This window comes from Pseudomonas sp. NPDC087697 (assembly GCF_044743155.1).
GTDB lineage: Bacteria > Pseudomonadota > Gammaproteobacteria > Pseudomonadales > Pseudomonadaceae > Aquipseudomonas.
The window spans coordinates 41,312-65,184 of the sequence record NZ_JBIUVW010000020.1 but is presented as its reverse complement, the minus strand read 5'-3'; the positions used below and the strand labels follow the sequence as shown (position 1 = coordinate 65,184).

Below are 23,873 nucleotides of genomic sequence, written 5' to 3'. Positions count from 1 at the left end.
AGCGGGCTTGCTCGCGAAGGCGGCCTGACTGGCACTGAAAATTTCTCTGCCAGACACAAAAAGCCCCGCATCCGCGGGGCTTTGGTTTTATGCGCCGACCTTCTTCAAGCCGAGTTTCTTCAGCTCTTCATCGCGCAGTTCGCGACGCAGGATCTTGCCAACGTTGGTGGTCGGCAGCGCATCGCGGAACTCGACGGCTTTCGGTACTTTATAGCCGGTAACGTTAGCACGCATGTGCGTCATCACCTGCTCTTTGGTCAGGGTTACGCCCGGTTTGGCGACGATGAAAATCTTGATCGCCTCACCCGACTTCTCGTCCGGCACACCAATGGCCGCGCATTGCAGCACGCCCGGCAAGGTCGCCAGTACGTCTTCAAGCTCGTTCGGGTAGACGTTGAAACCGGAGACCAGAATCATGTCTTTCTTGCGATCGACAATGCGCATGTAGCCGTCTGGCTGGATCAGTGCGATGTCACCGGTCTTCAACCAGCCTTCGCTGTCGAGGATCTCGTCGGTGGCTTCCTGGCGCTGCCAGTAGCCCTTCATCACTTGCGGACCTTTCACGCACAGTTCACCGATTTCGCCCAACGGCTGTTCAACGCCGGCGTCATCGATAACTTTGCACAGGGTCGACGGAACCGGAATACCGATCGTGCCCACCTGAATGTTCTGGTTTGGATTGACGGTGGCCACCGGGCTGGTTTCGGTCATGCCGTAACCTTCGCAGATGGCGCAACCGGTCACGGCTTTCCAGCGTTCGGCAGCGGCCAGTTGCAGGGCCATGCCACCGGACAAGGTGATTTTCAGGCCTGAGAAATCCAGCTTGCGGAACGCTTCGTTGTTGCACAGCGCCACAAACAAGGTGTTCAGGCCGACAAAACCGCTGAACTTCCACTTCGACAGCTCCTTGACCATCGCCGGCAGGTCGCGCGGGTTGCTGATCAGGATGTTGTGGTTGCCGATCAGCATCATCGCCATGCAATGAAAGGTGAAGGCATAGATGTGGTACAGCGGCAGCGGCGTGATAAGGATTTCGCAACCTTCATTCAGGTTGGAACCCATCAGCGCCCTGCACTGCATCATGTTCGCCACCAGGTTGCGGTGGGTCAGCATTGCACCCTTGGCCACGCCGGTGGTACCGCCGGTGTATTGCAGCACGGCAACGTCGCTGCTGGCCGGATTGGCTTCGGTCACGGGCTGGCCGTGGCCTTTGCTCAACACGTTATTGAACTTGACGGCCTTGGGCAGATGGAATGCCGGGACCATCTTCTTCACGTACTTGATGACGCTGTTGATCAGCAGGCGCTTGAGCGGTGGCAGCAGGTCGGCCACTTCGGTGACGATGACGTGCTTGACGCCCGTCTTGGGCACCACGGCTTCGGCCAAGTGCGCCATGTTCGCCAGGCAAACCAGCGCCTTGGCGCCGGAATCGTTGAATTGGTGTTCCATTTCCCGCGCGGTGTACAGCGGGTTGGTGTTGACCACGATCAAGCCGGCGCGGATAGCACCAAACACGGCGACCGGGTACTGCAGAAGGTTTGGCAGTTGCACGGCGATTCGATCGCCCGGCTGCAAATCGGTATGCTGTTGCAGGTAAGCCGCAAAAGCACCCGACAATTCGTACAGCTCACCGTAGGTGAGTGTCTTGCCGAGGTTACTAAAGGCCGGTTTGTTGGCGAAGCGTTGGCAGGACTGCTTTAACACTGCCTGAATATTCGGATACTCGTCTGGATTGATGTCGGCAGCAATTCCAGCTGGGTACTTATCCTTCCAAAAGTCTTCGATCATGGAAGCCCACTCCTCAGCAACGCGAATTCTTCACCGCATTTGATGCGATTATTATTGGTGTGTGTTTTTTATTAGTGAATCCGGCTTTTACATAAGCCGAGAAGTCACAAAGCGCGCCGAGAGTAGCAGCTTTGCCAAGGCCCTACTAGAGCCAAAGAAAGCCCCTACAGTCACTTTAATGACTCATGACAATTTAATAGTCAATTTTAGAGTAAAGGTTCTATACGATCTTTTGAACCCTCTGGAATGGGTCTCTCAAACGAAAAAGATCGCAGGCTTCGCCAGCTCCTGCACGTACGCACCGCACGTAGGAGCTGCCGAAGGCTGCGATCTTTTCGGATCGCCTCCGCCTACGATCTGTCAGGCGATATCGCGCAACTCCCGCCGCAATATCTTGCCCACCGGCGTCATCGGCAGCGAATCACGCAGCACGATGTGCTTGGGCACCTTGTAGGCGGTGAAGTTTTCCTTGCAGTAGGCCTTCAGTTCTTCAAGGCTGATACCTGCTTCACGCGCCACCACGAAGAGTTTCACTGCTTCCCCGGAACGTTCGTCCGGCACGCCGATCACCGCGCAGTTCGCGACCTTCGGGTGCGCCATGACCACATCCTCGATCTCGTTCGGGTACACGTTGAAACCCGAGACGATGATCATGTCTTTCTTGCGATCGACAATCCGTACAAACCCGTCCGGGTCGATCACCGCGATGTCGCCGGACTTGAACCAACCCTCGGCATCCAGCACTTCGGTAGTGGCTTCGGGTTTCTGCCAGTAGCCTTTCATGATTTGCGGGCCCTTGATGCAGAGCTCGCCGCGCTCACCCAGAGGCTGCTCGACGCCTTCGTCGTTGATGACTTTCAATGTGGTGCCCGGCACCGGCAGGCCGACTGTACCAATACGCGACTTGTCGCCATACGGGTTGGTGCAGGCCACCGGCGAGGTTTCGGTCAAACCGTAGCCTTCGGTGATCCGGCAACCGGTCATCTGCTCCCAACGTTCGGCGGTGGCCTTGACCAGCGCGGTGCCGCCGGAGTTGGTGAGTTTAAGGCTGGAGAAGTCCAGGGTCTTGAAGTCCGGATGATCCATCAGCGCGACGAACAGTGTGTTGAGCCCCAGCAGCGCCGAGAACCGCCAGTTTTTCAGCTCTTTGATAAAGCCGGCGATGTCCCGTGGATTGGTGATCAGCACGTTGTGGTTACCGGTGACCATCATGCACATGCAATTCGCCGTGAAGGCATAGATGTGGTACAGCGGCAGCGGCGCGATCATCACTTCCTGACCTTCACGCAGCAGCGGTTTGCCATCGCTGCCGAACTGGCCAAGACAGGCGTGGGCCTGCTGCATGTTGGCAACCAGGTTGCCGTGGGTCAGCATCGCGCCCTTGGCCAGCCCGGTGGTGCCGCCGGTGTATTGCAGCACGGCGACATCGTCGAGGCCGACCTTCATTGGCTTGATGCTCTGACCTCGGCCCAGGCGCAACGCGCTCTTGAAGGAAATCGCCTGCGGCAGGTCGTAGGCCGGCACCATCTTCTTGACCTTGTCGACCACGGTATTGATCAGCCAACCCTTGGCTGTCGGCATCAGGTCGCCCATCTTCGCTTCGATCAGGTACTGAATTTCGGTGTCGGGCAGCACTTCCTGGACCTTCTGCCCGAACATGTTCAGGTACACCAGCGCCCGGGCACCAGAATCCTTGAACTGGTGACGCATCTCACGCGCGGTGTACAGGGGGTTGGTGTTGACCACAATCAGACCAGCCCGCAGCGCGCCGAACACGGCGATCGGGTAATGCAGGACATTGGGCATCTGCACCGCGATGCGGTCGCCGGGCACCAGGTCGGTCTGTGTTTGCAGGTAGCCCGCGAAAGCCGCGCTGTAGCGCTCCAGTTCAGCATAGGTGAGCGTCACGCCCATGTTGCTGAACGCCGGACGGTCAGCAAATTTCTTGCAGGAACGCTCGAACACCTCGATCACCGACTTGTAGGCACCCAGATCGATATCATTGGGTACGCCGGCCGGGCGTTTGTCATTCCAGAAATCAGGTTGCATTGTTCTTGTCCTCTTTACCTGAGCGAATCCGGGCCGCATCTCTGTGACGCTGAAAAGCGGGGCTTCTGGGACACTAGCAGTTATGGTGATTCAGGCAAATATACGCACCAGCTTCATTGATAGTGTGAATCTTGCTGCTGAGGGACACCCGCATCGCACGCCCAGCGGTTGATGAGCTATACAATGCAACGACGCCGCGCCTAAACAAAACCGTGCAAAGGAATCGCCATGATCCACGACACTTTCTGGTTGAACGCGAGTGACCACAGTCGACTTTTCGTCAACCAGTGGCTGCCTGAAGGCCCGCTAAAGGCGGTGATTCTGCTGTCCCACGGCATGGCTGAACACAGCGGCCGTTATGCGCGGCTGGCGCAGGCTTTATGTGCCGAGGGTTACGGCGTCTATGCGCTGGACCAGCGCGGCCATGGCAAAACCGCCGAACACGGCGTGCTCGGGCATTTCGCGGACAACGACGGTTGGTGCAAAGTGGTCGGCGACCTGGCCAGCCTTAACCAACACATCGGCCAACACCATCCGGGCATACCTATCGTGCTGTTTGGCCACAGCATGGGCAGCTACATCGCCCAGGCGTACCTGCTGCATCACAGTGCCAGCCTGTACGGCGCGGTGCTCAGTGGCTCGAACTTCCAGCCGGTGGCGCTGTACCGCGTGGCGGGCCTGATTGCGCGTTTCGAACGCTGGCGCCAGGGCGCTACCGGTCGCAGTGCATTGATCGAATGGTTGTCGTTCGGTTCATTCAACAAGGCCTTCAAGCCCCATCGCACTGCATTCGACTGGCTCAGCCGCGACCCGGACGAAGTCGACAAGTACGTCCAGGATCCGCTCTGCGGCTACCGTTGTACCAACCAACTGTGGATCGACCTGCTCGGCGGCTTGCAGCAAATCAGCAAAGCGTCCAATCTCGCAGAGATCGATCCGGGCCTGCCGTTGCTGGTGATCGGTGGTGAATGTGATCCGGTGAGCGAAGGCAAACGTCTCAAGGCTCTGGCCGACGCGCTGCGCGATGCCGGCAGCCAGTGCATGCAACTGAACATCTACCCGCAGGCCCGGCACGAACTGTTCAACGAGAGCAACCGCGATGAAGTGACCGCGGACCTGCTCAAATGGCTGGCCCAGGCACTGAGCCATCGCCGACCGCCCAGAACCGAATAATGTTTGGTTATTTCACTTAACTCGTCACAGGATTCAAGACACATGACCCAGGTTACCAATACCCCTTACGAAGCCCTCGAAGTCGGCCAGACCGCCAGCTACAGCAAGACCGTCGAAGAGCGCGACATACAGCTGTTCGCAGCGATGTCCGGCGACCACAACCCGGTGCACCTGGACGCCGAGTTTGCGGCAGCGAGCATGTTCAAGGAACGCATCGCCCACGGCATGTTCAGCGGTGCACTGATCAGCGCTGCCGTCGCCTGCGAGTTGCCTGGGCCGGGGACTATTTATATCGGTCAGCAAATGAGCTTTCAGAAGCCGGTTAAAATCGGCGACACCCTGACCGTACGCCTGGAAATCCTCGAGAAACTGCCGAAGTTCCGCGTGCGCATCGCCACGCGGGTATTCAACCAGCGCGATGAGCTGGTAGTGGATGGCGAGGCCGAGATCCTCGCGCCGCGCAAGCAACAGACCGTGACCTTGCCGACACTGCCCGCGATAAGCATCGGCTGATCACAAGCCCCCAAAAGATCGCAGCCTGCGGCAGCTCCTACGCCGACCAGTCGAAGCCGTACGAAATCCGTAGGAGCTGCCGCAGGCTGCGATCTTTTGGGGCCACCCACGCTTAACTGACTGGCGTTTTTTCTTCGTACTTGCCGACGACCAGAGACTTGGGGTCGGCTCAACAACGATGCAAATCCCCCCTGACACAGAAAATCTGTATCCGGTTTTTTTGCATGATCTGTCAATTGGCCTGCCTGCAGAATGCCTGTATTTTCCAGACTGTTTGAATCAAGACGACTGATCGATGAATCCCGAAAAGCTCGAACTGCTGGTCACCCGCGAAATGCCCTTCGGCAAATACAAGGGTCGCATCATTGCCGACCTGCCCGGCCAATACCTGAACTGGTTCGCCCGCGAGGGTTTTCCCCACGGTGAACTGGGTGGCTTGTTGGCCCTGATGCAGGAAATCGATCACAACGGCCTGTCCGACTTGCTCGACCCGCTGCGCGCCAAACATGGCAAACCCAAACCTCGCCACTGACCCACGGAACGAGTCGCCCCTATGCCCGAAAATACTCGCCGCGCCCTTGATGAAGCTTTTTGGCAGACGTTTGCCGACCGCTATGAAGTCCAGCCAGGTCCGATCAACCTGGAAAACGGTTACTTCGGCCGCATGTCGCGCACCGTGATCGAGGAATACCAGCGCAACATAGAACTCATCAACCGCAGCAACTCGGTGTATGTGCGCCAGCGCTTCGAAAAGCTCGAAAGCGTGGAAATACGCGGGCAGCTGGCCGAGCTCTTACGGGTACCCGCCGAAGCGGTTGCCCTGACCCGCAGCGCCTCGGACGCGCTGCAATCGCTGATTCGCAACTACAACGGTTTGCAGCCGGGCGATCAGGTGCTGCTCTGCGACCTGGAATACGACACGGTCAAAAGTGCGATGCGCTGGCTGGCACGCCATCGCGGTGTCGAAGTGATCGAGATCGAACACTCCCATCCAGCCAGCTTCGAGTCATTGGTGACGAGTTACCGCGAGGCGTTCGTACGTTATCCAGGGCTCAAGCTGATGGCGCTGACCCACGTCACCCATCGCACCGGTCTGGTGATGCCGGTCAAGGCGATTGCCGCGGCGGCCAAAGAGCACGGGATCGATGTGATCCTCGACGGTGCCCACGCCCTCGGCCAGATCGAATTCAACCTCGATGAACTGGGTATCTCTTTTGCCGGCTACAACCTGCACAAATGGATCGGTGCACCGCTGACCCTGGGTTTTATCTACATAGCGCCACAGCGTCTGGCCGATATTGATCCCGACATGGGCGAATTTCATTTTCCGGTCACCGATATCCGCTCGCGCACGCCTTACAGCACACCAAACATTCCGGCGTTGCTGACGTTGCCGCTGGTGTTCGAAGAACACTATTCCATCGGTGGCGCGGCAGCCAAAGGTGCGCGGCTCAATTACCTGCGCAATCTGTGGGTCGAGGCCGTTCGCGACGTGCCGGGCATTGAAGTCATGACCCCGGATGACCCGCGACTGTATTGCGGCATCACCTCGATGCGTTTCACCCGGCAGGCCGACCAACAAGCGATGGTCGACCGACTGCTCAACGACTACAACCTGTTCACCGTGGCCCGCAGCGGTTCGGCGTGCGGCAGCTGTATTCGCATCACTCCCGGCCTGACCAGCACTGCACAGGAAATGCGCCTGGTGGCGCAGGCCCTGATCGAACTGGTTTGAAGCGATGAACACCAGGGATTGACCACGAACCCTGGTGTTCACACGGTGTAGATGTCGAAGTCTTCGGGTTTGATCTGTGCAGACATCGCGCGCTTGTCGATACCAATGATCAACTGCCCGAAATATCCGTCTTCCCAGGAATCACGGGCAATGGTGTGGATTTTCAGTATCGAGTCTTCCCCATGCATCTGGGTAAAGAGCTCGTCCTGATCGTTGCGCAGCGGCGAAATACTCCGCCCGCTATAGTCTTTGGCATTCAGTACCGAACGCGATGTCACCTCGGGAAGGTACAGTTGGCCGACCCAGGCCACGTGCCGTGCATCCAGGTAATTACTGCCGGAAACGATTCGCACGGCAACGTGAATATGCACGCTGCGCCCTGCATAGAATCCCGGATAAATCGTGGTAAACCTGACGATGCCTTTGCGGTCGGTGAATTGCCCACCGCGCAAATAAGTGTCGTCATCGGTACGCGGAACCGAGCCGATGTCGCCGACATCGACCTCTTTATCCGGATCGACCTTGCTCCAGCCCGAATAGGCCCCTCGCGCATTGCATTGCCAGATGTCCACGAGAGCATCCGTTACCGGCTCGCAGTTGCTGACGTCGACAATATTCAGCTTGAGCAGCAAAGGAATGCCGCTGGCGCCTTCACTGATGTTCCTTCGGATCAACCTGGGGTTTCTGAAGTACGGGCCGGCAATCTGCTCGGGGCCAATAAACAGACTGGCTCGGTTGTGTTGGTTGTTGCGTGTTCTTCCATGAGTCGCTCTCCTCCATAAGTTGCTCGAAGGATAAAGAGATCTCCGGGGTGGGTTGCGGTAACTATGTATACAACACCCGTAGCAGCTGTCGAGCCTGCGAGGCTGCGTTCGAGGACGAAGTCCTCGCAAACCCTGCGTACGCGGTTTGCCTGGAAGAACGCGCCGCCTGATTTTACGACCGCTCCGCGGCCGAACGCAGCCTCGCAGGCTCGACAGCTGCTACGGGGGGTTAGAGCAAAAAAACTCGTAGATACCTATGCCCCTGAAGGGCTGCCACTTTTCTGTAGGCAAAAAAAAACGGCGCACTGACCAAGTGCGCCGTAAAGCCGTAGAACACAACTACAACGATTCAGGGTAAAAAAAGCCGGTAAAACCAATCAGTCCAGCAGGGCCAGCGCCTCGGCGGTGCACTCCTGGATACGTGCCCAGTCGCCGTTCTTGATCCACTCCGGATCAAGCATCCAGCTACCGCCGACGCACATCACGTTTTTCAGCGCCATGTAGCTCTTGATGTTGGCTGGGCCAACGCCGCCAGTCGGGCAGAAGCGCACTTCGCCGAAGGGGCCGCCAAGGGCTTTGATCGCTGCCACACCACCGCTGACTTCCGCCGGGAACAGCTTGAAGCGGCGATAGCCCAGGGCGTAGCCCTCCATGATGCCGGAGGCGTTGCTGATGCCCGGCAACAATGGAATCGGGCTGGCAACGCTGGCTTCCAGCAGGTCACGGGTAATGCCTGGGGTCACGATGAACTGCGAACCGGCGGCTTCAGCGGCGGCCAGCATGTTGCGATCGAGCACGGTGCCGGCACCGGTGACCAGCTCCGGACGCTGCTCACGCAGAATCTGGATGGCCTTGAGGCCGAACTGCGAACGCAGGGTCACTTCCAGGGCCGTCAACCCACCCGCTGCAAGGGCATCGGCCAGCGGCAGAATGTCTTGTTCACGGGCAATGGTGATCACCGGCAGAATTCGCGCCTTGACGCAAAGGCTGTCGATCAGGGCAACTTTGTCCGCCATGGAAACGGTCGGTTGAGTGTTTGTCATAGCGGCTGATCCTTGGCTCATGGGCACCAGTAAATCTCTAACGTGGGTTGCAGAAACGCGCGAATCGGCATTGCGGCGACATCGTCACCCGCCAGTGCGGCACTCAGGGTGGTCAGCTTGGACTGACCGGAAATCGATAGCACGGTGAACTGTGCCGAGGCCAGCAGTGCACGACTCATGGTCAGGCGCTGATGCGGCACGGTCGGCGCCAGCATCGGCCAGCAACGGCGCGTGCCGTCGGCCTGCAAGGCGTCGCCAAGATTCGGGCTGTTGGGGAACAGCGAGGCGGTGTGACCGTCGTCGCCCATCCCCAGCACCAGCACGTCGATCGCCGGCAACTCGGCGAGCAAGCGGTCGGCCTGCTCGGCAGCCTGTTCAAGGTTGGCGGTGGCGCTATAGAGGCTGAGGAACTGCGCCTGGGCCGCCGGGCCTTGCAACAGGTACCGCTTGAGCAGACCGGCATTGCTGTCGGCGTGCTCCACGGGTACCCAGCGTTCGTCGGCGAGGCTGACGACCACATTCGACCAGTCCAGCGTCTGTTTGGCCAAGTGCTGGAAAAACGCCACCGGGCTGCGTCCGCCGGACACTACCAGCGTCGCGGTACCCCGAGCTTCAATTGCGTCGCTCAGTTGCTTGGCCACCTTCAGTGCCAGGCCTTCGGCCAGCAACACCGGGCTGCGAAACTCATGAGCGCTGACGCCCCGAGGCAGTTTGAATTCAGATATCGCCATACCACGACCTCCCGTCCCGCGTGATCAGTGCAATGGAGCTCATCGGTCCCCAGGAGCCCGCCGCATAAGGCTTGGGCGCATCACCGGACTTCTTCCACCCGGCGATCAACTGGTCACACCACTTCCACGCGGCTTCGATTTCATCTTTACGGACAAACAGGTTCTGATTGCCACGCATCACTTCCAGCAACAACCGCTCGTAGGCATCGGGGATCCGCGCACTGCGATAGGTATCGGAAAAATTCAGCTGCAACGGACCGCTGCGCAGCTGCATGCCCTTGTCCAGGCCTTGTTCCTTGGTCATCACGCGCAAGGAAATACCTTCGTCCGGTTGCAGGCGGATGATCAGTTTGTTGCTGATCTGCAAGCGCTGCTCGGGGGCGAAGATGTAGTGCGACGGTTCCTTGAAGTGGATGACGATCTGCGACAGCTTTTGCGGCATCCGCTTGCCCGTGCGCAGGTAAAATGGCACGCCCGCCCAACGCCAGTTGCGGATGTCGGCACGCAGGGCGACGAAGGTTTCGGTATCGCTCTGAGTGTTGGAGTTCTCTTCCTCCAGGTAACCCGGCACCGACTTGCCTTCGCTGTGACCGGCAATGTACTGGCCGCGCACCACTTGGGTAGTCAGACCTTCGGGGCTGATCGGCGCCAGCGCCTTGAGCACTTTGACTTTCTCGTCACGGATGCTGTCGGCCGAGAGATCCGCCGGCGGGTCCATGGCGATCAGGCACAGCAGCTGCAACAGGTGGTTCTGAATCATGTCCCGCAGCTGGCCGGCCTTGTCGAAGTAACCCCAGCGGCCTTCGATCCCGACCTTCTCGGCGACGGTGATTTCCACGTGGGAAATGTAATTCTGGTTCCACTGGGTTTCGAACAGGCTGTTGGCGAAACGCAGGGCGATCAGGTTCTGGACCGTCTCTTTGCCCAGGTAGTGGTCGATGCGGTAAGTGCGGTTTTCCGGGAAGTACCGCGCCACCGCGTCGTTGACCTTGCGCGACGACTCGAGGTCCGAACCGATCGGCTTTTCCAGCACCACGCGGGTGTTTTCGCTCAGACCAACCTTTGCCAGGTTTTCGCAAATCGCGCCATACACCGCAGCAGGCGTCGCGAAGTAGGCAATCATCCGCTGCGCCGTGCCAGCCAGTTCGGCCAGAGCGACGTAGTCGTCAGACTTGAGAAAGTCGACATGCAGGTACGTCAGGCGTGCCAGGAAGCGTTCGACCACGGTTTCGTCGAGCTCCTTGGCATCGACGTAATGGCGCAGCTCGCTGGCAATAAGGGCCAGATGCTCTTGCTCGGTGCCCGGTTCACGGGCCAGTGCGATAATGCGCGTGTCCTCATGCAGCAGGTCGGCACCATCGAGTTGGTACAAGGCAGGAAACAGCTTGCGCAGGGCCAGATCGCCCAAGGCGCCGAACAAGGCAAAGGTGCACGGTTCAACCGTAATCGAAGGCATGATGTTTGTTCTTTTATCAAGTTAAGCTACAAATACCTTTTTTTAAGGCATCGCTCAAGGAAAAATGTAGTAATAACCACAACATTTTTCAAAAATACAGATTCCGAGTGGTGGTCGGTCGGGGCCATCAGTAGGATAGGCCACCATTATGGGCCGCTACACGGGCCCAATCTGCATAGCCGACCTAAGGAACCTGTATGGACCGCGTGCGAAATTTACTGGAACAAATCCAGAATCGCCTTGCAGACCTGAACAAGGCCGAACGCAAGGTCGCCGAAGTGATCCTGCTCAACCCACAGCAGGCCACTCGCTTCAGTATTGCCGCCCTCGCCCAGGCCGCCTCGGTCAGCGAGCCGACGGTCAACCGTTTCTGCCGTTCGTTCGGTGTCAGTGGCTACCCGGAACTCAAACTGCAACTGGCCCAAAGCCTGGCCAGCGGCGCGGCGTATGTCAGCCGCGCGGTGGAAGCCGACGATAACCCTGAAGCCTACACCCAGAAAATCTTTGGCAGCGCCATCGCATCGCTGGACAGCGCCTGTCAGGCACTGGACCCGAACCTGATCAGTCGCGCCGTGGATTTGCTGATCCAGGCCCGGCAGATCCACTTCTTCGGCCTCGGTGCGTCAGCTCCGGTGGCGCTGGATGCACAGCACAAGTTCTTCCGCTTCAACCTGGCGGTCACCGCCCATGCGGACGTGCTGATGCAGCGGATGATTGCCTCGGTGGCGCACACGGGCGAGCTGTTCGTGATCATTTCCTACACCGGGCGCACCCGCGAACTGGTGGAAGTGGCGCGCATTGCCCGCGAGAACGGTGCTTCGGTGCTCGGTCTGACGGCCGAGGGTTCGCCACTGGCCAAGGCCAGCACCTTGAGCCTGAATATCCCGCTGCCGGAAGACACCGACATCTACATGCCAATGACTTCGCGGATCATCCAGCTGACGGTGCTCGACGTGCTTGCCACCGGCATGACCCTGCGCCGCGGCGTCGACTTCCAGCCGCACTTGCGCAAGATCAAGGAAAGCCTAAACGCCAGCCGGTATCCGATCGGGGATGAGTTCAACTAAGGTCGGCAAGCGGGATAAGGCGCAAACCCTGTGGGAGCAAGCTTGCTCCCACAGGGTTTGGCGTTACTTCGGGGTATCGGGCTGATTCGCCGGATGCGCCTTGAGGAAGGCCGGATGCTGCGCCGCCAGCGCCGCCACCCGGCGAATCCGCGGATAAGCCTCAAGGGAGATATTGAAGCGCTCGGCCGCATACAGCTGCGGGATCAGGTAGACATCCGCCAACCCCGGCGCGCTGCCGAAACAGTAACCGTCGTCACCAATCAAGTGCTCGACTGCCGCCAGCCCCTGAGTGATCCAGTGGCCGATCCACTGCACCACCTGCGGCTCATCATGACCGAGTTGGCGCAGCTGATTGAGCACGCTGACGTTGTGCAGCGGATGAATGTCGCAACCGATCAACGCCGCCACCGCTCGCTCGTGCGCGCGTTTGGCCAGGTCCTTGGACAATAGCGGCACCTGCGGGTAACGCTCTTCCAGGTACTCGATAATCGCCGGGGACTGAATCAGCAACTCGCCTTCATCGGTGCGCAAGGCCGGCACCCGGCCTTGCGGATTGATCTGCAGATAAGCCGGTTGCTGGTGTTCGCCACCCTGCGGCGCGATCAGATTGATCGGCTGCGCCTGGTAATCCAGCCCTTTGAGTGCCAGGGCAATGCGCACCCGAAAGGACGACGTCGAGCGATAGTAGGTAAAGAGTTCCATAGCCTGAACCTCTTAGCGTGCTGGCAGGATTTTGCCACGGCATTCGCCGAAACCAATGGAGGCGAAACCGTCACGGTTGCAGCGTGCGCGCAGGATGATTTCGTCGCCGTCTTCAAGGAACTTGCGCACCTCGCCCGAAGCCAGTTCGATCGGCTTTTTACCGCCTTCGGTGATTTCCAGCAGGCTGCCGAACTGACCGTTTTCCGGCCCCGACAAGGTGCCCGAACCAAACAGGTCACCGGCCTGCAACTGGCAACCGTTGACGCTGTGGTGCGCGACCAGTTGTGCCACGGTCCAGTACATGTGCTGGGTGTTGCTCAGCGTCAGGCGATGGGCTGGCAGGTTCTGTTCGCGCATGGCTTCGGTGAGCAGCAGCACTTCCAGTTCGATATCAAAGGCACCAGCGGCCTGATCGCGTTTGTCGAACAGGTATGGCAGCGGCTGCGGATCGCCCTCGGGACGCGCCGGTTGGGCGCGGCGGAACGGCTCCAGCGCTTCAGCGGTGACGACCCATGGCGAGATGCTGGTGATGAAGCTTTTCGACAGGAATGGCCCCAGTGGCTGGTATTCCCAGGCCTGGATGTCGCGCGCCGACCAGTCGTTGAGCAGGCAGAAACCGGCGATGTGCTCGGCGGCGTCGCCGATGGCAATTGAATCACCCATCTCATTGCCCTGACCGATCCAGATGCCCAGTTCCAGCTCATAGTCCAGACGCGCACACGGGCCGAACGTTGGCTCGGTCTGACCGGCTGGCAGGGTCTGGCCTTTCGGACGACGCACGCCGGTGCCGGACGGGCGAATGGTCGACGCACGGCCGTGGTAACCGATCGGCACGTACTTGTAGTTCGGCAGCAGGGGGTTGTCCGGACGGAACAGCTTGCCGACGTTCTGCGCGTGCTCGATGCCGACGTAGAAGTCGGTGTAGTCGTTGATCTTCGCCGGCAGGTGCATCTGGCAATCGGCGGCCAATGGCAGCAGTTTTGCGCCTTGGGCTTCGATCTTGCCGTGCAGGGTGCTGCCTTCAGCGAACAGTTCCAGCAGACGCTCACGCAGGGCCACGCGGGCACCACGACCGAGGTCGAAGAACGCATTCAACTGACCGCCACGGGTGGCTTCGACTGCCGCGCGCGCAGCACCGTCAAACAGACCGGCTTCGAGCGCCGCTTGCAGATCGAAAATATGCTCGCCGATCGCCACACCGCTGCGCGGCGCCGAACCCTGGGTGCTGAACACACCCAGCGGCAGGTTTTGCAGCGGGAAGTCGGCGTGGCCGTTGGCGGAGGCAACCCAGCTACGAGTGGGGGTGGTCTGAGTCATGGGTTATCTCCGATTCGGATTGAAAGTGGCAGGCAACGAGGCCCAGCAAGCATCGTAGTTGTTTTGCAGTTGCGGGCAATCAAGGGCAAAGCGGCTTGGACGCAACACCTGGCTGGTCTCGAACATGAAGGCCATGGTGTTGTCGATTTTGCTTGGCGCAAGCTCGGCATTGATCGCCTTGGTGCAGGTTTCGCCGTCCGGGCCATGGGCACTCATGCAACTGTGCAGCGACGCACCGCCCGGCAGGAAACCTTCGGCCTTGGCATCGTAGGTGCCCTGGATCAGGCCCATGAATTCGTTCATCAGGTTGCGGTGGAACCACGGTGGACGGAAGGTGTTTTCGGCAACCATCCAGCGCGGCGGGAAGATCACGAAATCGAGGTTGGCCAAACCGTGGACGCTGGTCGGCGACGTCAGCACGGTGAAGATCGACGGATCCGGATGATCGAAGCTGACCGTACCGATGGTGTTGAAGCGGCGCAGGTCATATTTGTACGGCACATTATTACCGTGCCAGGCGACCACGTTCAGCGGCGAATGGTCGAGCTCACAACCCCACAACTCACCGAGGAATTTCTGCACCAGGGTGGTCGGCTGCTTGAGGTCTTCGTACTGCGCGACCGGGGTCAGGAAGTCCCGTGGATTGGCCAGACCGTTACTGCCAATCGGCCCGAGGTCCGGCAGACGCAGTGGCGCGCCATGGTTCTCGGCCAGGTAGCCACGGGCTTGCGGGTCGAGCAGTTCGATGCGGAACTTCAAACCGCGTGGCAGCACGGCGATTTCCAGCGGCTCCAGCTCCAGCACACCGAGTTCGGTGGCGATGCGCAACCGACCCGACTCTGGCACCAGCAACCACTCGCCATCGGCGTTGAAGAACACCCGTTCCATCGAGCGATTGGCACGGTAGTGATAAATGCTGATGCCGGCCGGTTTTTCCGAACCCGAGTTAGCCGCCATGCGCACCAGACCGTCGATGAAATCAGTCGGTTCGGCAGGAATGTCCAACGGGTTCCAGCGCAGGCGATTGGGCGTTACTTCGCCCAGCGAACCGCCGGCCAATTGCCGTTCCAGCTTGACGAATGCCGGGTGATTGGCCGACGGCTGAATGCGGTACATCCAGGTGCGTCGCGCTTCACTGCGCGCCATGGTGAACGCAGTACCGGAGAACAGTTCGGTGTAGAGACCGTAAGGGGCTTTTTGCGGGGAGTTCTGGCCGACAGGCAGTGCGCCGGGCAGCGCTTCACTGCTGAATTCGTTACCGAAGCCTGACTGGTAAACCAGCGCTGGCGCCGTTGAATCAAGGTTCATGGAGCCTCCTGAACAGGGAGTAGGCGGTGGCCCACGGCTCCCTTTCAGAAGTCTCGGCACGCCTGGGTTATTTTTATCGTAATTCGATTACGCTTAACGTAATTTGATTGGTATTGACCGTCAAGCTATAAAGACGCCCATTCGTCCCGGGATCACACCGCCTCCATGGAAAAGCCGCGTAGCAGCACAGCCGACAACGGTAAACAGAAAGTCCGCTCGGCCGAGGTCGGCACCGACATCCTCAAGGCCCTGGCCGAGTTGTCGCCGTCGACGTCGTTGTCGCGCCTGGCCGAACACGTGCAGATGCCGGCGAGCAAGGTTCACCGCTATTTGCAGGCGCTGATTGCCAGCGGGTTTGCCGAACAAAACACCGCCACCAACCATTACGGCCTCGGCCGCGAAGCCTTGCGCGTTGGCCTGGCCGCTTTAAACAGTATGGACGTGCTGAAAGTCGCCGCCCTGCCACTGGCCGAGTTACGTGACGATCTGAACGAAACCTGTTTCCTCGCGGTATGGGGTAACCAGGGCGCCACCGTGGTGCATATCGAACCGGCGGTGCGGGCAGTGACGGTGGTAACGCAACTGGGCTCGGTGCTGCCGCTGCTCAGTTCGTCCACGGGCCTGGTGTTCAGCGCGTATTTGCCGAACCGTGAAACCGTTGAGTTACGGGAACTGGAATTGCAGGCAACGGCTGCCCATCCGCTGGCTGATAACCAGACCTACGCAACCTTGTGTGAACAGATCCGCGAACGCGGTTTGCATCATGTGCATGGACTCTTGATGCCGGGAGTGGACGCATTGTCCGCACCGGTATTCAACGCTGTCGGCCAAGTAGCGGCGGTGCTGACCATCGTCGGCCCGACCTCATTGTTTCACGCCGACGAAAACGGCCCGGCGGCGCAGCGACTGCTGGCGGCGACCCGGGCCGTGAGTTGGCGGATGGGCTATGAGCCCGCCACCGCTATCGGTTAAATCGTTCGGCGCTGAACGCCTGGGTTTACGCCAGCAGCGTCTGCTCGCTGGACTCAGGCTCCTCGAGCGCTTCCTTCATCAATGCGGTCATCACCGCCAGATCCACTGTTGTTCCACTGCACGCGGAGACAACGTTCAAGCAGGTATTCGCATCGCCTAACCGCTTGGCAATTGCCTTTTGCACGGGCGAGAACCCCAACTTGCCGATGCGCATCGTGGCCAGTTCCAGCATGCAATCCAGGTAGCTTGCAAACAGCGCCTTATAATCACCTTCGTGATAAGCCCTGGCTCCATCAAACACGCCTTTTGCCATCACCACGGCGCTCAGCCCAAAACCGATCGGTGGGAACACACAGCCTACAACGGTGACTGCTGCTACTGCAGCGTCGTAGGCCAGTTTGCCGACAATCTCGATGAGACTCGTGGTCTGGGCATCTACACCGTCAATGATCTGGCCGATCATATTGGTGTAAGAGCGAGAAAAATCACGCACACGGCTATCAAATTGCAGTCGCGGCGGTTCGACGTCGGCACTGCTGCGTTGTACCTGTTCGATGTAAGCGTTGACCACCCGCTGGTCGGTGAACTTGGCGCGCTTGCAGTAATAACTGCCTAAACATTTCACTTTCACCGACCTGGCGAACTCGGTCAGCGGTCGAAACCATCGGTCATCCGGGGCATAAGGGGTATACAACAAGTCCTTGGCCACACCCTTGTTCATCGTGCGGAAAACATAAACGCCCTCAATCCTGCGGCCTTCCAGATGAAACGTGTACACACCGTTGCGTTGAGGAGATTCAGGCTCTTCGTAGTCCCACCGATCGGAGGGCTCCGGCTCGCGCAACCGATCAATGGCCCTTTCGATATCCCCACTTTGTTGCCTGGTCAGTCTGCCGCTGAAGAATTCCGCTAACGCGGCGCGCTGCATTTCGTGCAGTTGCACGTTTACATACACATCGCGTTTCAGCGCGTAGCCAGGCGCATTTTCATCCAGATAGTCCGCGGACAGCATGTCGATATATTTTTCGCCCGGACGCAACGTCTTCGACCAGCCCACGATGTATTGCATCAACACGTCGGACATCAACTGATCGGAAATGGCTGGATGGCCATCTGACAAACGGAGCCTTGGATAGATTCCCGGGTTATGTATCGGCCCGCTGTCCTCCGTAATGTGATGCTCCTTGATGATGAGTTGAGACAAGGTCATCTCTTGCGACTCGTCCAGCTCCACCGTCATCAGATCAGGGTTCACGGCGATGGTTACACCGTTTTCCGCCAGAACATCTTCAACCTTCCGTTTAATGAGGTTGAACGCAAACCTCTCGTAGCTGATCAGCGCCGCCTCGCGGGTGGCAAGCCGTGTCAATGCTTTAAGCTCAGTGTTCAACCGGGCGAAATACTGCCGTTGGTAGGACGAGGCCGAGCGATAACCGGCGGGAATGACCGCCTCCATTTCGCCCCGAAGCCAACCGACATTGAGCAACACACCTTGACGTAATACACCGGCACCGACCGACGGCCAAGGGCTGCGCTGGATGCCGCGCCACTGACTCGGCAGCTCCAGAACACGCCTCATGTACGCATCGGTGAGCCCTCGCTCACTGGCGTGAGATTGTCGACTCAGATAGCTGCGTCCCACTGGCTGAGTCGTCCACTCAAACAGGTGAAAATTCAATTGCCTGATGCTTGCAAATTCGTACCAGATCCTGCCCCCGGGGGCTTCCGGCGCATAGAGGACGCAAGTACCGCCTTCACCTTCCGGCCCGCAATAGACAATCATCCCCTGGAAGGCATGTTTCCAGCCTTCGAACGAAAGAGCTCCCAGCGAATAGTTTTCTGCATTCTGGCTAGCCCGATCGACAATCTTGAGGCTCTCGTCGCTGATATGCCCCTGCAGTTTTGCGCTGAACGCACTTAGTGCCGTGCGACTTTCCAACACAGATTGCAGGGCTTGCAGCACCGCTTCATTACGGTATTTTTCTTCAAAAAGAATGGCATATGCCGAACGAAGACTAGTGTCTCTCAGATCCTCCAAGAGAAATTGCCTGGTCAAGCCCGCCGGCAGTGTTTCACCTTCAAGGGTGATCTCCAGTGGAACAGTGGCCGCATCATAGGCACCGTTGAGCACAAACTCGGACAGGGTCAGGCGATTACATTGAATAACCTTTTGCTGTCCCACGTAGAATGTATGGCGAGCGTTGACGAAAACCTGATCCGGGTCGATAAGTTCGTCGGTTTCAGTTCTGACAATCTCCCGGACATGGAAATTCACGAAATCCTTGAGGGATTTCATTTCCCTCAACAGTATATCCAGCGCTTGCTCTTTTTTTGTCAGGGACTGTTCAGTGTCCAGGTAATACTGACGATCCTCTTCACTGGCGCGTTGCAGCCAATCCGGGATCAGGTGAAGCTGCTCAATCATTGCTCGTTTCGACGGGCGTAAAAATTCTTCCTGAACCTTATCGCCCATAACTTTCGTTAAAATATTAACACTCATGCACTATTCCTTTTGGCACGCTACAGATCAGCAAATTATTAGATCGACTCAGCGCGACAGCCGATTAGCCATTCGAATCAATCGTTCAATACTTTCACAATATTCATGAGCATCCTCTCAAACACCAACAGCTCGAGACTCTTGATGCGATGCTCGCCTTCGAACGAATAGGGCACAGCGAAAATATTTACGCTGCTAGTGTCATAATTTGGCAGATAGTTCTCCTGGACCTTTTGCAGCGCCTCCTCGAACAGGCTGACCGAATAGGTCACGTTCATCGTAATCAGACTATCAACCGCACTTATGTAGGTCTTTTCCGGGTCAAGCCCGAGTGGGGCCAAACGCTCACCCAGCAGTACCCGTACCGCGTGTGCGATATGCCCTTTACGCAGCGCTTCGACACGCGGCTCATTTCTGTAATAATAATGATCACTCATAATAGTTCCTCAACGCCTACCCGAAACAGTTATTTGTTTCGGCAGGACTAAACGATAGTGCGGCCAAAGAAATTTAATTTCTCAACATTCATAACGAAGTAAGTCGATCAACACACTCGACAAGATAAATTCAAATTAGCCGGACCGACTCACACCTTTATAAACACCCCCACTACCAAAGTACACCCTACAACGTGTATGCATTCGTAAACAACCACAACAAGACCGTGCCAACCCACACTTCAAATAACAACCCCCAACACTTTCGCCTTGGCCACCGCCTGAGTTCTGCGCTCCACGCCCAACTTCCCATTTATCCGACGCGCATGGGTTTTTACCGTATGTAACGATATGAACAACTGATCGGCGATTTGCTGATTCGAGTTACCTTGGGCCACTAACTTGAGCACTTCTATTTCACGTTGACTCAACGGGCTGTGCGTAAGGGCCGGCGCCAGCGGACTACTGCCCGACTCGACAAGCTCGAGAGCATCCAATAACCGTGGCTGACGCAACAACACATCTCGCAACGCCTGTTGCAAGTTGCAGCGCTCGACCAGTGCCAAGCCTTCCTGCAACGACTGCCGGGCAGACAACGGATTGCCCGTCAACCAGGCAACTTCGGCCATCACCAGATGCACTTGCGCTTGCAGCCCCGACATCCCCCGCTGTCGGGCCCACTGCAATTGGGCTTCGAGTCGGGCCAAAGGGGCTTGCGTCTGCCCCAGATAAACCTCGGCCAGTATCAACAGATATTCCAGACCCGGGATCAGCTCCAGCGTCGCCGGCGGCGCCTGACGCGCGTCGGGTCCGTGATAGTGGCGCAGCACCCGTGTCAGGGCTTCATGGGCCAACTCCGGGCGGCTCTGCTGCAACCAGAAATGACTGCTGACTTGCAGCAGGACACCGCGATAAACGGTATCGGGAATGTGCTGGCGCTGCATCATTCGCTCTGCGTCTCGCAAACGGACGAAGGCCTGAGCGTAATCGCCCTGATTGGCGGCCACTTGGGCCAGTCCCAGAAAACCGTACAACACGCGCTTGTCCTGACTGCACAAACACATTTGAAGCCCTGACTCGAAAAACTCGGCAGCTTGCCCGTCATGCCCCTGACACAGAGCCAATCGCCCCCGACGCAGGGCAATCCGTCCCAGCAGTGGCGTGGCATGTCTGGCTTGCTCGCAAAGCAACTCATTGATACTGCACAACAGGCTTTCGGCGCGATGAGGTGCACCGCGCTGCTCCAGCAATTGCGCGTGATCGAGTTCCAGCAAGCCCTCGAACAGCAGCGCCCCTTGCGCCCGCGCCAGACACAGCGCCTGGCGATTGAACGCCTGAGCCACGTCGAGTTCACTCTTGAGCAAGGCTTGCTGAGTCAACCCGGACAAACACAGCAAGCGTGCCGGCCAGGCCACGGCTGAAAGCTCGGTCAACGCATCGAGAAAATGCTCACGGGCAGGTTCCATATGCCCTTGCAAGTGCAACAACCAACCTTGCTGCGCCTGCCAGCGCGCCACCAGTTGACGCTGCGAAGTCGCCGTTGGTTGCGGCGCGAATCGGGCCATTTGCTCGATGCAGACACCCGCTTGCTCGAAGCGTCCGACGAACAACAATGCAGCCGTGATCAACCCGACCAACTGCGGGCTGCCAAACATCAAATCGGCACCTTGCTGTTCATGCAGACGCAGCAGCAACGGCACATTCTGATGCTGGAACAAATGCTCGAAGCTGAAATGCTGCAACAGGCTGACCGCGACCTCAAACTCCTCGGCCAATAGCGCCTGCTCGAACGCCACTTGCCAGTCTTGCTGTGCGATGAACCACTGACAGGCCCGACGATGCCACGAGCGACCGGCCTCCCATTCATCATCGCGTACCAGCTTGGCCAGCGGCGGGAACACCTGCAGCCAGTCTGCCGAGTCTTCCCAGGGCTCGATGAAGCAGCCCATTTCCTGCAAGGTTCGCAACCATTGGCCACCCTCGCCCGCGCCGAACAGATGCTCGCAGAGCCCGACGTTGAATCGCGGCAGATGAGCGAGCACTCGCCAGGCTTCGGAAAGCTCCGGTGACAGAACGCTGAACAGCTCGTGATCCAGGTAATTGAGCAAGGTCGCCGAACGCCCTTGCTTGAGTTCAGTGGCACTGCTCCCGTTGCCATCGAGCAAGGCCACCCGCACGCTGGCGCACCAGCCACCGCTGCGCTGAAAAATCCGCTCGCTCGCGTTTGCGCACATCAGGTGAGGGAGTTGGACGATCAATTGCTGGATTTCTTCACGGTTGAACGCGAGCTCAACGCTTGCGCACTCGTACAAATCGTCATCAAGCAACAACCGCGGCCAGTTGCAATGCGGACGTCGACGCCCGCCCAGCCACCACGTCAGGGCCGGGCTGCTGACGGCCAGTACGCGATCAAGCAACGCGTCGAGCTCTGGTGCCGGAACACGGCAATAGTCATCGATAAATAACCAGGTGGGTGCCTGCAGGCGCGCCAGATACGCCAACAGACTCGGCTCGTCTTGTACCGTAATTCCTAACGCCTGTGCCAACGTCCGACAGAATTCAGCGCGGCTTTGCAGCGCGCCGTTCAAGGGCAACCAATGAACCGTGCACTGCGGTGGCGCCTGCAACAGGCACTCGGCGAACAGTGCGCTTTTTCCGCTGCCAGCGGGAGCGCAGAGCAATTTCACCCGCGCAGCCGATGCCAGTAACGGTTGCGTCAGACGCTCGCGTGGCAGGTGCTGGGAAGACAAACGGGGCAGGAATCCTGGACGGTCCAGACACTGAGTCATGGCGGTCATTGCGGCGTGCCTTTTTATAATTGTGGAGCAACCCTAACCCTCTCCCGGCGCCTTGTTGAGAAACATTCAGGGCGCTGATTGGCGCCCATAAAAAAGGTGACCCGCAGGTCACCCTTTACTCGGTCGATGTGTCAAAACCCTTACCGAACGCCCTCTGCGCGCAAGGCTGCCGGGGTGTAGTCGGCCGCCTTGGCGTCGAATCCGAACTCGAAGCTGTGCTTCTCTTCGTTCTTCATTCCCAGGGCAATGTAACGGCCGGCAATGATGTCGTAGAGCGCTTCCAGCGTGTAAGCCGGTGTCTGATGATCGTAGTAGTACTGGGCATGCCCCTCGGCCACGCGCCAGAGTTGGCCGCGACCGTCGTAGTGGTCCACCAGCGCCACTTGCCAGCTGTCTTCGTCGAGGAACATGTGGCGTTTGGCGTAAATGTGCCGCTCGCTCGGTTTGACCGTGCCGACAATTTCCCAGACCCGGTGCAGCTCATAGCGCGTCAGGTCCTGGTTGATGTGCCCGGCCTTGATCACATCGTCGTACTTCAGGCTCGGTGAATCGAGTTTGTAGCTGTTGTACGGAATGTACATTTCCTTCTTGCCGATCAGCTTCCAGTCATAGCGGTCCGGCGCACCGGAAAACATGTCGAAGTTATCCGAGGTCCGCAGACCGTCGGCGGCGGTACCCGGCCCGTCGTAGGCCACTTGCGGAGCACGGCGTACGCGACGTTGTCCGGCATTGTAGATCCACGCCAGACGCGGCTCCTTCACCTGATCGAGGGTTTCGTGGACCAGCAGGACGTTACCGGCCAAACGTGCCGGCGCGGTCACCGACTGCTTGAAGAAAGTCAGCACGTTGGCGGCTTTATCCGGATCAATATCCTTGATCAGGTGCGGTACGGCGATCTCTTCCTCGAAGCGAATCGGCGTGTAGGCGCCGTTGGTCTGCGGAGTCACCTGAGTGATGATGCGTTTGAGGTTACCGCCGTGATAACGGGTGATATGGTTCCACAACACCTCGACGCCGTTCTTCGGAATCGGGAAGGCGTAGTAACGGTTACCGGTGAAATTGGCCAAACCGTTACCGTCATTGATGGTGGTAACGTTCAGCGCGCTGAGCTTGGCCGACTCGTAGATGTCCGGCGGCACAGCCACTGTGCGGTGGGTCGGGTAGACCGGGATCTTGTAGGTGTCCGGGTAGCGTTTGAACATCGCCACCTGACCGTCCGAGAGTTTGTCCTTGTATTTGTCGACCGTGGCCGCGGTGATGATGAACAGTGGTTTTTCACTGGCGAACGGGTCCGCCAAAAAGCCTTTGCTGTCCACCGCACCGGCGTTTTTCGGAATGCCGCCGGTCCAGGCCGGAATCGAACCGTCGGCGTTCCCGGCCTTCTCGGCACCCAGCGGCGTCAGGCTGGTGCCCAGTTTTGCCGCTTCATCGGGCGAGACCGCCGCCATCACGTTGGCTGCCAGCAAGCTCAGGGCCAGTGCACCGCATTGCAGAATCATCTTGCGCATAAAATCATCCTT

19 protein-coding genes are annotated in these 23,873 nt (G+C 58.5%); 6 read left to right on the top strand and 13 right to left on the bottom strand.

The features are described 5' to 3' along the window. Positions 1 to 87: 87 nt before the first annotated feature. Both fadD1 and fadD2 read right to left on the bottom strand, forming a co-directional pair. Complete coding sequence (fadD1, locus tag ACIPIN_RS15780) at positions 88 to 1,788, bottom strand: long-chain-fatty-acid--CoA ligase FadD1 (RefSeq protein WP_401120047.1); 1,701 nt, start codon at positions 1,786 to 1,788, stop codon at positions 88 to 90. 360 nt (positions 1,789 to 2,148) lie between these two features. Beyond that, positions 2,149 to 3,837, bottom strand: a complete 1,689-nt coding sequence (gene fadD2 / locus ACIPIN_RS15775; protein WP_401120045.1) for a long-chain-fatty-acid--CoA ligase FadD2 — start codon at positions 3,835 to 3,837, stop codon at positions 2,149 to 2,151. Between the two features lie 228 nt (positions 3,838 to 4,065). On the opposite strand from fadD2, the gene ACIPIN_RS15770 reads away from it, so the two are divergent. The 4 genes from ACIPIN_RS15770 to ACIPIN_RS15755 all read left to right on the top strand — a co-directional run bounded on the left by ACIPIN_RS15770 (position 4,066) and on the right by ACIPIN_RS15755 (position 7,258). Further along, a complete protein-coding gene (locus tag ACIPIN_RS15770; RefSeq protein ID WP_401120044.1) occupies positions 4,066 to 5,010 on the top strand; it encodes a lysophospholipase in 945 nt (314 codons plus the stop codon). Between the two features lie 42 nt (positions 5,011 to 5,052). Next, positions 5,053 to 5,523 carry a MaoC family dehydratase gene (locus ACIPIN_RS15765; protein WP_071553717.1) on the top strand — a complete coding sequence of 157 codons (471 nt, stop codon included), beginning with the start codon at positions 5,053 to 5,055 and terminating at the stop codon, positions 5,521 to 5,523. Positions 5,524 to 5,818: 295 nt separating this feature from the next. Beyond that, positions 5,819 to 6,055 (top strand): DUF3820 family protein, encoded by a 237-nt coding sequence (locus tag ACIPIN_RS15760; protein ID WP_019693207.1) that lies wholly within the window; start codon positions 5,819 to 5,821, stop codon positions 6,053 to 6,055. 21 nt (positions 6,056 to 6,076) lie between these two features. Continuing rightward, positions 6,077 to 7,258 (top strand): aminotransferase class V-fold PLP-dependent enzyme, encoded by a 1,182-nt coding sequence (locus ACIPIN_RS15755; RefSeq protein ID WP_401120041.1) that lies wholly within the window; start codon positions 6,077 to 6,079, stop codon positions 7,256 to 7,258. A 38-nt stretch (positions 7,259 to 7,296) separates the two neighbouring features. Here ACIPIN_RS15755 and ACIPIN_RS15750 read toward each other — a convergent pair whose 3' ends face one another. The 4 genes from ACIPIN_RS15750 to zwf all read right to left on the bottom strand — a co-directional run bounded on the left by ACIPIN_RS15750 (position 7,297) and on the right by zwf (position 11,252). Next, the gene (locus tag ACIPIN_RS15750) at positions 7,297 to 7,932 is read right to left on the bottom strand and encodes an intradiol ring-cleavage dioxygenase (protein ID WP_401120039.1); all 636 of its coding nucleotides are present in this window, start codon (positions 7,930 to 7,932) and stop codon (positions 7,297 to 7,299) included. A 467-nt stretch (positions 7,933 to 8,399) separates the two neighbouring features. Continuing rightward, complete coding sequence (locus ACIPIN_RS15745) at positions 8,400 to 9,065, bottom strand: bifunctional 4-hydroxy-2-oxoglutarate aldolase/2-dehydro-3-deoxy-phosphogluconate aldolase (RefSeq protein ID WP_123584259.1); 666 nt, start codon at positions 9,063 to 9,065, stop codon at positions 8,400 to 8,402. 17 nt (positions 9,066 to 9,082) lie between these two features. Next, a complete protein-coding gene (gene pgl, locus ACIPIN_RS15740; protein WP_401120038.1) occupies positions 9,083 to 9,796 on the bottom strand; it encodes a 6-phosphogluconolactonase in 714 nt (237 codons plus the stop codon). Next, the gene (gene zwf / locus ACIPIN_RS15735) at positions 9,783 to 11,252 is read right to left on the bottom strand and encodes a glucose-6-phosphate dehydrogenase (RefSeq protein ID WP_401120036.1); all 1,470 of its coding nucleotides are present in this window, start codon (positions 11,250 to 11,252) and stop codon (positions 9,783 to 9,785) included. Before zwf ends, pgl begins: the two co-directional genes overlap by 14 nt. A 206-nt stretch (positions 11,253 to 11,458) precedes the next feature. On the opposite strand from zwf, the gene ACIPIN_RS15730 reads away from it, so the two are divergent. Next, a complete protein-coding gene (locus tag ACIPIN_RS15730) occupies positions 11,459 to 12,319 on the top strand; it encodes a MurR/RpiR family transcriptional regulator (protein ID WP_178098709.1) in 861 nt (286 codons plus the stop codon). A 63-nt stretch (positions 12,320 to 12,382) separates the two neighbouring features. On the opposite strand, the gene maiA is transcribed toward ACIPIN_RS15730, so the two are convergent. The 3 genes from maiA to hmgA are packed head-to-tail and all read right to left on the bottom strand — an operon-like array spanning position 12,383 to position 15,646. Next, positions 12,383 to 13,021 (bottom strand): maleylacetoacetate isomerase, encoded by a 639-nt coding sequence (maiA, locus tag ACIPIN_RS15725; RefSeq protein ID WP_401120034.1) that lies wholly within the window; start codon positions 13,019 to 13,021, stop codon positions 12,383 to 12,385. Positions 13,022 to 13,033: 12 nt separating this feature from the next. Next, positions 13,034 to 14,338, bottom strand: a complete 1,305-nt coding sequence (gene fahA / locus ACIPIN_RS15720; protein WP_401120032.1) for a fumarylacetoacetase — start codon at positions 14,336 to 14,338, stop codon at positions 13,034 to 13,036. Between the two features lie 3 nt (positions 14,339 to 14,341). Beyond that, positions 14,342 to 15,646 (bottom strand): homogentisate 1,2-dioxygenase, encoded by a 1,305-nt coding sequence (gene hmgA / locus ACIPIN_RS15715; protein ID WP_401120031.1) that lies wholly within the window; start codon positions 15,644 to 15,646, stop codon positions 14,342 to 14,344. A 165-nt stretch (positions 15,647 to 15,811) separates the two neighbouring features. Between hmgA and ACIPIN_RS15710 the strand changes: the two genes are divergently transcribed. Beyond that, complete coding sequence (locus ACIPIN_RS15710) at positions 15,812 to 16,618, top strand: IclR family transcriptional regulator (protein ID WP_401120029.1); 807 nt, start codon at positions 15,812 to 15,814, stop codon at positions 16,616 to 16,618. Between the two features lie 25 nt (positions 16,619 to 16,643). Here the strand turns inward: ACIPIN_RS15710 and ACIPIN_RS15705 are convergent, their stop codons facing one another. From ACIPIN_RS15705 to ACIPIN_RS15690, 4 genes are all read right to left on the bottom strand, one after another. After that, positions 16,644 to 19,118 carry a dermonecrotic toxin domain-containing protein gene (locus tag ACIPIN_RS15705; protein ID WP_401120027.1) on the bottom strand — a complete coding sequence of 825 codons (2,475 nt, stop codon included), beginning with the start codon at positions 19,116 to 19,118 and terminating at the stop codon, positions 16,644 to 16,646. Between the two features lie 77 nt (positions 19,119 to 19,195). Then, positions 19,196 to 19,555 carry a hypothetical protein gene (locus ACIPIN_RS15700; RefSeq protein WP_401120025.1) on the bottom strand — a complete coding sequence of 120 codons (360 nt, stop codon included), beginning with the start codon at positions 19,553 to 19,555 and terminating at the stop codon, positions 19,196 to 19,198. Between the two features lie 242 nt (positions 19,556 to 19,797). Continuing rightward, a complete protein-coding gene (locus tag ACIPIN_RS15695) occupies positions 19,798 to 22,353 on the bottom strand; it encodes a LuxR C-terminal-related transcriptional regulator (RefSeq protein WP_401120024.1) in 2,556 nt (851 codons plus the stop codon). 140 nt (positions 22,354 to 22,493) lie between these two features. Further along, positions 22,494 to 23,861, bottom strand: coding sequence for a DUF1329 domain-containing protein (locus tag ACIPIN_RS15690; protein WP_401120022.1), 1,368 nt, complete (start codon positions 23,859 to 23,861; stop codon positions 22,494 to 22,496). Between the last annotated feature and the right edge of the window lie 12 nt (positions 23,862 to 23,873).